An 8691-nucleotide genomic window follows, 5' to 3' on the forward strand; every position below is an offset into this window, starting at 1 on the left:
CCTCCCTGACGGCGTTTTGAGGTACGTTACCGATTCCGATTTTCGGCTTCAATGGTGAATCTAGGGGATGCAGATCTCGTTATTGGAAGAGGATATGAGGTACGTTACCGGCCGGAGGGCGATGCCGGCCTGATCGCCCAGGCGCCAATTGTCCAGAATATCGGACATCGGATCGTGCCGCCGCGTTGACGCCGGCCTGACGCGAACCTCATCCTTGCAAAAAACAGATCCAGGGAGCGGGCGATCGCCACGGGCCCGGGCTGGGAGGAACGCTTGCAAATCGGCTTCAACCTGCTGGTGGTGGGAGGGGCGATCTCGCCCGCCGACCGCCCGGTGCTCGAATCCCTGAAGCGCCACGGCTATGACGGCGTCGAGGTGCCGGTCATGGGCGGGGTCGAGGCCGGCTATGCCGCGCTCGGACGGCTGCTCGACGAGCTCGGCCTGGCCCGCACCACCACCGCCATCATCCCCGACCTCGACCACAGCCCGATGAGCGCGGACCCGGCCATCCGCCGCCGCGCCCGCGACCGGCTGGCCTGGGCGATCGATTGCGGCCATGCCCTCGGCGCCACGGTGATGGGCGGCCCGTACCATTCGCCGCTCGGCGTGTTCTCGGGGGCCGGGCCGACCGAGGATGAGTTGGCCAACCTGGCCGAGGCGCTGCATTGGGCCGCGGGCCGGGCGCAGGAGGCCGGCATCCACCTGTCGATCGAGGCGGTGAACCGCTTCGAATGCTACGCCCTGAACACGATGGCGCAGGCGGAGCGGCTGCGCGCCCGGGTCGCGCACCCGAATTTCGGCTTCATGTACGACACCTTCCACGCCAATATCGAGGAGCGCGACCCGGTCGCCGTCATCGCTGCCCATGCCGCCGGCATCACCCATGTCCATCTGTCGGAGAACGACCGCGGCATCCCCGGCCGCGGCCATGTGCCGTTCGCGGCGACCCTGCGGGCCGTGCGCGGCATCGGCTATGATGGCTGGCTGACGGTCGAGGCCTTCGGCCGGGCGCTGCCGGACCTCGCCGCCGCCACCCGGGTGTGGCGCGACCTGTTCCCCGACCTCGACACGCTGTTCGCCGAATCCATCGCCCTGATCCGGCGCGAATGGGAGGCGGCGGCATGACCGGCGCCGCGCCGCGCTTCGAGATGCGGGGCATCCGCAAGGTCTTCCCCGGCGTGGTCGCGCTCGACGGCGTGTCCTTCGCCTGCCGGGCCGGCGAGATCCACGCGCTGTGCGGCGAGAACGGCGCCGGCAAGTCGACCCTGATGAAGGTGCTGGGCGGGGTCTATGCCCCGGATGTCGGCGAGATCCTGGTCGACGGCGCGGCGGTGCGCTTCGCCCACCCCGCCGCCGCCCGCGCCGCCGGCATCAGCATCATCCACCAGGAGCTGAGCCTGCTGCCCGACCGGACGGTGGCCGAGAACATCCATCTCGGCATCGAGCCGGTGCGCCGCTTCCGGTTGGACCGCGCGGCGATGCGGGCCGGCGCCCGGTCGCTGCTGGCCCGCCTGTCCTCCGACCTCGACCCGGACATGCCGGCGCGCGACCTGACCATCGCCGAGCAGCAGACGGTGGAGATCGCCAAGGCGCTGGCGGTCGACGCCCGCATCCTGGTGATGGACGAGCCGACCGCGGCGCTGGACGACGTCGAGGCGGCGCGGCTGCTGCAACTGGTGCGCGGCCTCAAGGCGGCCGGCGTCGCCGTGGTCTACATCTCGCACCGGATGCCGGAGGTGTTCGCCATCGCCGACACCGTCACCGTGCTGTCGGACGGGCGCCACGTCGCCACCCGGCCGCGGGCCGAGACGGGGGCGGACGAGGTGGTCCGGCTGATGGTCGGCCGGCCGCTCAGCGACTATTACCCGCCGCGGCCGGCGGACCCGCCGGGCGACCCGGTGCTGCGGGTCGAGGGCGGCGGCAATGCGCTGCTGGCCGATATCGATCTGGTGGTGCGAAGCGGCGAGATCGTCGCCGTCGCCGGGCTGGAAGGCTCCGGCAAGACCGCGCTGGCGCGCGCCGTGGTCGGGGCCGAACCGTTCCTGACCGGCCGGATGTGGATCGGGGCGAAGGAGGCGCGGCCCGGCTCGGTGCGGGCGGCCCTGTCGCAGGGGCTCGGCCTGGTGCCGGAGGACCGCAAGCGCGACGGCCTGGCGCTGATGCAGTCGGTGCGCGACAACGGCCTGCTGGCCCGCCGCGGCCTCGCCGGCCTGTTCGCACGGCCGAACGGCAAGGCGGCAGGGGCGGCGGCGATCGACGGCATCCTCGCCGCGGTCGATGTCCGGGCGGTGAGCTGGGAGCAGGAGATCCGGCTGCTGTCGGGCGGCAACCAGCAGAAGGCGATCCTGGCGCGCTGGCTGGCCTGCGACCCGCAGCTGCTGGTCTTCGCCGAGCCGACGCGCGGCGTCGACGTCGCCGCCAAGGCCGCGCTCTACCGGCTGATGCGCGACTTCACCGGCCGCGGCCGGGGCATCCTGGTCGCCACCTCCGACCTGCCCGAGGCGCTGGGCCTGGCCGATCGCATCCTGGTGATGCGGGGCGGCCGGATCGTCGGCGAGCGGCCGGGCGGCGCGACCGAGGAGGAGGTCATGGCGCTGGCCACCGGCCATCGCTTCGACGCCGTCGCGGCGCTGGGGGCGGCATGAGCGCGATCGCCACCGCCGGGCGGCCGCGCCGCCGCGCCGAGCTGCCGGTGCCGCTGATCCTGATCGCGGCCTCGGCCATCGGCTTCGCTGCCACCGCGCTGGCCACCGGCCAATCGGCGCAGCTCTCGGCCGACGGCGTGATCGCGGTGCTGGAGCGGGTGGTGGCGCTCGGCCTGGTGGCGCTGGGCCAGACCTTCGTCATCCTGGCGCGGTCGATCGACCTGTCGGTCGCCAACCTGGTCAGCGTCGCCGCGGTGATGGCGTCCTGGATGATGCAGGGCGACCCGGCGATGATGCTGCCGGCGGTGGCCGCGGTGCTGGCCATCTCGGCTTTGGTCGGGGTGGTGAACGGCCTGCTGGTGACCCGGCTCGAGATCAACCCGCTGATCGCCACCCTCGGCGTCGGGCTGGTGCTGCAGGGGCTGCTCAGCGCCTCGTTCCAGAACTTCGCCGGGGCGGTGCCGGAAAGCTTCCAGGTGCTCGCCTACGGCCAGATCGGGCCGGTGCCCTATCCGGTGATCGGCCTGTTCGTGCTGACCGGCTGCGCCGCCTTCGTGCTGCGGTCGACCCGCTTCGGCGCCCATCTCTACGCCACCGGCGGCAACCCGGACGGGGCACGCCTGGCCGGCATCCACACCCATCGGGTGACGCTGGCCGCGCATGTGACCTGCAGCCTCGCGGCCGGGCTGACCGGCCTCTACCTCGCCAGCCGCCTGCGCTCCGGCGCCCCCTGGGTCGGGCGCGACGGGCTCTACGACCTCGAATCCATCGCCGTGGTGGTGATCGGCGGCACCATCCTGGCCGGCGGCCGCGGCGGCGTCTGGGGCACGCTGGCCGGGGTGATCCTGTTCGGCACGCTCGACGCCGTGTTCACCATGGTCGGCATCGACGCCTTCGTGAAGCAGGTGCTGCGCGGCGGCATCGTCATCGCCGCGGTCGCGGTCTATGCCTACCGCACGCGGGGGCACGTGGCATGATCGAGACCACGGAACCCCGGTCGTCCGTAAGCCCGCCGATGACCCCTCCGAAGATCATGCCGTCGCCGCTGCGCCGCCTGGCCGCGATCCGCCCGGCCTATTGGGTGCTGATCGCGCTGCTGGTCGCGATCGCCGTGGCCAGCCCGGCCTTCCTGGAGCCCCAGGGCTACATGAACTTCCTGCGCCGGGCGGCGGCGCTGGTGATCCTGGCCGCCGGTCAGCTCTTCGTCATCGTCGTCGGCGGCTTCGACCTGTCGGTCGGGTCGCTGATCACGCTGGTGGTGATGGCGTCGTCGCTGCTGATCCAGGGCGACCCGGCGCAGAGCTGGTGGGTGATCGCCCTGGTCTACGGCATCGGCCTCGCCGTCGGCCTGTTCAACGGGCTGGTGGTGTCCTGGCTCAAGGTGCCGTCGATCATCACCACCCTCGGCATGCTGCTGGCGCTGAAGGGCATCGCCCTGGCCTGGTCCGGCGGGTCGCCGCAGGGCTACCTGCCCGACAATTTCCGCGACTTCGGCCGGCTGACCTGGCGCGGCCTGCCGGGGATCGACCTGCTGCCGCTGGCGGTCGTGGTCGCGGTGGTGGCGGTGGCGCTGATGTGGTGGCTGATGCACGGCACCGTGCTGGGGCGCCTGCTGCTCGCCGTCGGCGACAACCCTCGGGCGGCGGAGCTGGCGGGCACGCGGGTGCGGCTGGTGCGCACCATCGCCTTCATCGTCTCCGCCCTCTCGGCCGTCACCGCCGGCATCCTGCTCGGCGGCTTCGCCGGGGTCTCGACCAATGTCGGCGACGGCTACGAGCTGCAGGCGATCGCCGCGATCGTCATCGGCGGCGCCCAGCTGCTGGGCGGCCGCGGCACGGTGCCCGGCGCCGTGGCCGGGGCGCTCAGCCTCGCCGCCCTGTTCACCCTGCTCAACCTGATCGGCCTGCCCAAGCCGCTGCGCGACGCGGCCCAGGGGCTGATCCTGATCGGCGCCGTCGGCTGGAGCGTCTGGCGACGCCGCAGGGGAGGTGCCTAGCTCCGTCGACCATAACCACAATGATAGGGGAGGAACGCCATGCGTATCGGGATGATGATCGGCGCCGCCGCCGTGCTGGCCGTGGCGGCCGGCACCGCTCAGGCGCAGAGCTTCGATGATCCGAAGGAGTTCGCAGCTCAGCGGGCGCTGATGTCGGCCAAGGCGGAAGGCCCGGCCGACAAGCCGTGGGAACAGCATTTCGGCAGCCAGATGGTCGACACCGCCAAGTACAAGAAGGCCGGGCCGTACAAGCTGTGCTTCTCCAACGCCGGGGTCGGCAACCCCTGGCGGGTGGTCGGCTTCACCACGATGCAGGCCGAGGTCGACGTGAACAAGGCGGACATCGCCTCGTTCACCGTGGCCGATGCCGAGGGCAAGGACGACAAGCAGATCTCCGACATCAAGGCGATGCTGGCCAGTGGCAATTGCGACGCGCTGATCGTCTCGCCCAACACCACCGCGGCGCTGACCCCGGCGGTGGAGGACGCGTGCAAGCAGGTGCCGGTGATCGTGTTCGACCGCGGCGTGCTGACCGACTGCCCGGTCACCGTGGTCAAGCCGATCGGCGGCTACGCCTTCGGTATCGCCGCGGCCGAATACATCGCCGCCAATGTGCCGAAGGGCGGCAAGGTGCTGGCGCTGCGCATCCTGCCCGGCGTCGACGTGCTGGAAAACCGCTGGGCCGCGGCCAAGCGGATCTTCGACGAGAAGGGCATCGAGGTGGTGGGCATGGAGTTCACCGACGGCGACCGGGCCAAGACCAAGTCGATCGTCGAGGACACCCTGACCCGGGCCGGCAAGCTCGACGCCGTGTGGATGGATGCCGGCGCCACCAGCGTCGCCGCCATCGAGGCGTTCGAGGACCAGGGCATGGCCGTGCCGATCGTCACCGGCGAGGACCAGCAGGACTTCCTGCAGAAGTGGAAGCAGTCGGGCATGAAGGCGCTGGCGCCGACCTACCCGACCTATCAGTGGCGCACCCCGGTGATCGCGGCGCTGCGCATCCTGAGGGGCGAGCCGGTGCCGGGCCCGGCCTGGTCGCTGCCGCAGCCGACGATCACGGCCGAGAACCTCGACAAGTATGTGAACGCGAAGATGCCGCCGCTGCACTACGCCATGTGCGGCTGCGAAGGGATGCCGGACTATCCGCAGCGATGGATCGGCAAGTAGCAACGCGCGGGGGCGGGCAGGTGCCTGCCCCCCGCAGCACGCGGAGGATCCCATGGGCGACTATCACATCACCGGCGCGATGATCTGGGACGGCAGCGGCCGCGACCCGTATCCCGGCCAGGTCGTGGTCCGCGGCGACCGCATCCATGCCGTGGCCCCGGCTTCGGAACGGCTCGACGCCGGCGGCTGCGAGACGGTCGATGGCGGCGGCGCCACGCTGCTGCCGGGGCTGGTCGAGGGCCACGCCCATCTGTCCTTCTGCGGCGCGGCGCGCAACACCGACCTCGGCGACATCCCGACCGAGGAGCATGTGCTGGAGACGATGTGGAACGCCGAGCTGCTGCTCGACCACGGCTTCACCAGCGCCTATTCCGCGGCCAGCGCCAAGACCCGGTTGGACGTGGTGATCCGCGACAAGGTCAACCAGGGCCGGCTGAAGGGGCCGCGGATCAAGGCGGCGAGCCCGGAGATCACCGTCACCGGCGGCCTCGGCGACGAGACCCGCCTGCACCTGTCGCGCGCCAGCTTCGGCATGGTCTGCGACGGGCCGGACGCGATCCGCCATGCCGTCCGAATCTGCGTCCGCGAGGATGTCGACAACATCAAGATCAACATCTCCGGCGACGATTTCGTCGATCCGGCCAAAGGCGGCATGACCGTGATGTCGCGAGTCGAGGTCGAGGCGGCGGTCGAGACCGCGCATGATTTCGGCCGCAAGGTGAACTGCCATGCCCGGGCCAGCGAGGCGGTGAAGCGCGCCATCCGCGCCGGGGTCGACGTGATCTACCATTGCGAGCAGGCCGACAGCGAGGCGCTGGACCTGCTGGAGGCGAAGAAGGACCGGGTCTTCGTCGGCCCCGCCATCGGCCTGATCTACAACACCATCCACGAGGCCGGGCCCTGGGGCATCGACGAGGAGAAGGCGCGCAAGCTGGGCATGCATCTGTGCCTGGAGGCCAGCCAGCGCACCTATGCCGAGATGCGGCGCCGCGGCATCCGCGTCGTCATCGGCGGCGACTACGGCTTCGCCTGGACGCCGCAGGGCACCAACGCCCGTGATGTCGAGCATTTCGTCAAGCTGTTCGGCTACACTCCGTCCGAGGCGCTGCAATGCGCCTCGAGGATCGGCGGCGAGCTGATGGGCATGGGCGACCGGCTGGGCCAGGTGCGCGAGGGCTTCCTGGCCGATTTGATCCTGGTCGACGGCGACCCGCTCAAGGACATCGCCCTGATCCATGACCACGGTGCCATCCGTATGGTGATGAAGGACGGCGTCCTGCACCGCCTGTCGCCGCGGCGGGCGATGCGGGCGGCCGCCGAGTGACGCGGTGGAGGGGCAGCGCCAATCGGGTGCCCATCAGTCGGGCGTCGAGATCCTGCTCGGGGTCGTCGACCGGCTGATCGAGGCACCCGGCGGGGCGGCCGTCGCCGCCCTGGCCGAGGGCCTCGCCGTGCCGCGCTCCAGCCTCTACGCCGTGCTGCGGCCGATGCTGGCCGCCGGCTGGCTCGAGGCGCCGCGGCGCGGCACGGTCCGGCTCGGCGCCGCCTGGTTCGACCTGGCGGTGGCGCTGGACGCCGAGGCGGCGCAGCCGGCCGCGCCATCCCGGCCGCGGCTGCAGGGCATGACCGGCCCGGCCCGGTCCTTCCTGTGGAATCCGGGCTTCACCGAGCTGGTCGATGCCGGCCCCTTCGCCCGGCCGCCGCCCCATGTCTTCGGCTTCTCCAACGGCTCCCGCGCCAATCTCTGGCGCCAGGGGCTGATCCATGGCGTCCAGTTCGCCGCTTCCGAGCACGCCGACCGCATCGCGGCGCTGCGCATCGCCCATGCCGATGATGACCCCGCGGCCCAGGCGCGCGACATCGACGCCTTCCTGGCCATGGGCGTCGACGCGCTGATCGTCAGCCCGCTGGAGACCGAGGCGCTGCTGCCCGCCCTGGCCCGGGCCCGCGCCGCCGGGCTGCCCGTGATCATGGTCGACCGGCTGCTGGGCGACGCGTCGCATTCGCTGGTCCAGGTCGTCGGCCCGGACACCGCGATCGGCCGGCTGCCGGCGCAATGGCTGGTCGAGACGCTGGGCGGCCGCGGCGGGGTGGTGATGATGGTGGGGGACCCGGAGATCGGGCCGCTGCTGCGCCGGGCCCGGGCGGCGCGCGAGGTGTTCGCCCTGGCGCCCGGCATCCGCATCCTCGACACGGTGCACACCGAGATGACGGTCGCGGCCGGCCGCCGCGCCATGGCCGGGCTGATCGAGCGCTGGGGCGACGCCATCGACGGCGTCTGGTGCGACAGCGGCCTGCACGGCGCCGGGTCGATCCAGGCCTGGGTCGATGCCGGCCGCGACGGCCGCGTGCCGCCGCACACCGGCGGCGACCAGAACGCGGTCTACCAGCTGGCGATCCTGCACGGCGTCAAGCTGGCGGCGATGGACTTCCCGCCGGCGATGGGCATCCGCGCGGTCGAGGCCGGGCTCGACATCCTGGCCGGCCGCACTTTGCCGCGGCGGATCGAGGTGCACACGCCGCTGGTGATCAGCCGCGGCTGCGAGACCGCCTCGGTCCGCGCCGATGTCTTCGTCGAGGACCATGTGCGCTGGGACCGGCCGCCCAGCCTGATCCTGGGCCATGGCATGGGCGAGGATTACGACCCCACCACCTTCGCGGTCGGCAAGGGGGCGGCGGCCGATGGCGGGGCCCGCTCGATCCTGCGCACGCTCGACATCCTGGTCTGGCTCAAGGCGCATGGCGGCGAGGCCGGCATCGCCGACCTGCTGCAGGCGCTGGCGATGCCGCGCTCCTCGCGGCACGACCTGCTCGGGCCGCTGGCCGGGCACGGGCTGCGGCAGCGCGGCGGCCGCGGCCGGATCCGCGCCGGGCCGCGGG

At 72.0% G+C, this 8691-nt stretch carries 7 protein-coding genes; all 7 read left to right on the top strand.

Annotated elements, in window-relative coordinates:
* Positions 1–273 precede the first annotated feature (273 nt).
* Positions 274–1125, top strand: a complete 852-nt coding sequence (locus tag ACTOWL_RS32860; protein WP_441325510.1) for a sugar phosphate isomerase/epimerase family protein — start codon at positions 274–276, stop codon at positions 1123–1125.
* The gene (locus tag ACTOWL_RS32865) at positions 1122–2645 is read left to right on the top strand and encodes a sugar ABC transporter ATP-binding protein (protein ID WP_441325511.1); all 1524 of its coding nucleotides are present in this window, start codon (positions 1122–1124) and stop codon (positions 2643–2645) included. Before ACTOWL_RS32860 ends, ACTOWL_RS32865 begins: the two co-directional genes overlap by 4 nt.
* Positions 2642–3622, top strand: coding sequence for an ABC transporter permease (locus ACTOWL_RS32870; RefSeq protein WP_441325512.1), 981 nt, complete (start codon positions 2642–2644; stop codon positions 3620–3622). Before ACTOWL_RS32865 ends, ACTOWL_RS32870 begins: the two co-directional genes overlap by 4 nt.
* A 38-nt stretch (positions 3623–3660) precedes the next feature.
* The gene (locus ACTOWL_RS32875) at positions 3661–4641 is read left to right on the top strand and encodes an ABC transporter permease (RefSeq protein ID WP_441325513.1); all 981 of its coding nucleotides are present in this window, start codon (positions 3661–3663) and stop codon (positions 4639–4641) included.
* Positions 4642–4680: 39 nt separating this feature from the next.
* The gene (locus tag ACTOWL_RS32880) at positions 4681–5811 is read left to right on the top strand and encodes an ABC transporter substrate-binding protein (RefSeq protein WP_441325514.1); all 1131 of its coding nucleotides are present in this window, start codon (positions 4681–4683) and stop codon (positions 5809–5811) included.
* Positions 5812–5863: 52 nt separating this feature from the next.
* The gene (locus ACTOWL_RS32885; RefSeq protein WP_441325515.1) at positions 5864–7135 is read left to right on the top strand and encodes an amidohydrolase family protein; all 1272 of its coding nucleotides are present in this window, start codon (positions 5864–5866) and stop codon (positions 7133–7135) included.
* 4 nt (positions 7136–7139) lie between these two features.
* On the top strand, positions 7140–8691 hold a 1552-nt coding region (locus tag ACTOWL_RS32890; RefSeq protein ID WP_441325516.1), incomplete at its 3' end, for a substrate-binding domain-containing protein.

This window comes from Inquilinus sp. CA228, assembly GCF_052078665.1.
Lineage (GTDB): Bacteria > Pseudomonadota > Alphaproteobacteria > DSM-16000 > Inquilinaceae > Inquilinus.

Coding starts and splice junctions, on each gene's coding strand:
- ACTOWL_RS32865 (WP_441325511.1), top strand. CDS start 1,122: ATGACCGGCGCCGCGCCGCGCTTCGAGATGCGGGGCATCCGCAAGGTC.
- ACTOWL_RS32870 (WP_441325512.1), top strand. CDS start 2,642: ATGAGCGCGATCGCCACCGCCGGGCGGCCGCGCCGCCGCGCCGAGCTG.
- ACTOWL_RS32875 (WP_441325513.1), top strand. CDS start 3,661: ATGACCCCTCCGAAGATCATGCCGTCGCCGCTGCGCCGCCTGGCCGCG.
- ACTOWL_RS32880 (WP_441325514.1), top strand. CDS start 4,681: ATGCGTATCGGGATGATGATCGGCGCCGCCGCCGTGCTGGCCGTGGCG.
- ACTOWL_RS32885 (WP_441325515.1), top strand. CDS start 5,864: ATGGGCGACTATCACATCACCGGCGCGATGATCTGGGACGGCAGCGGC.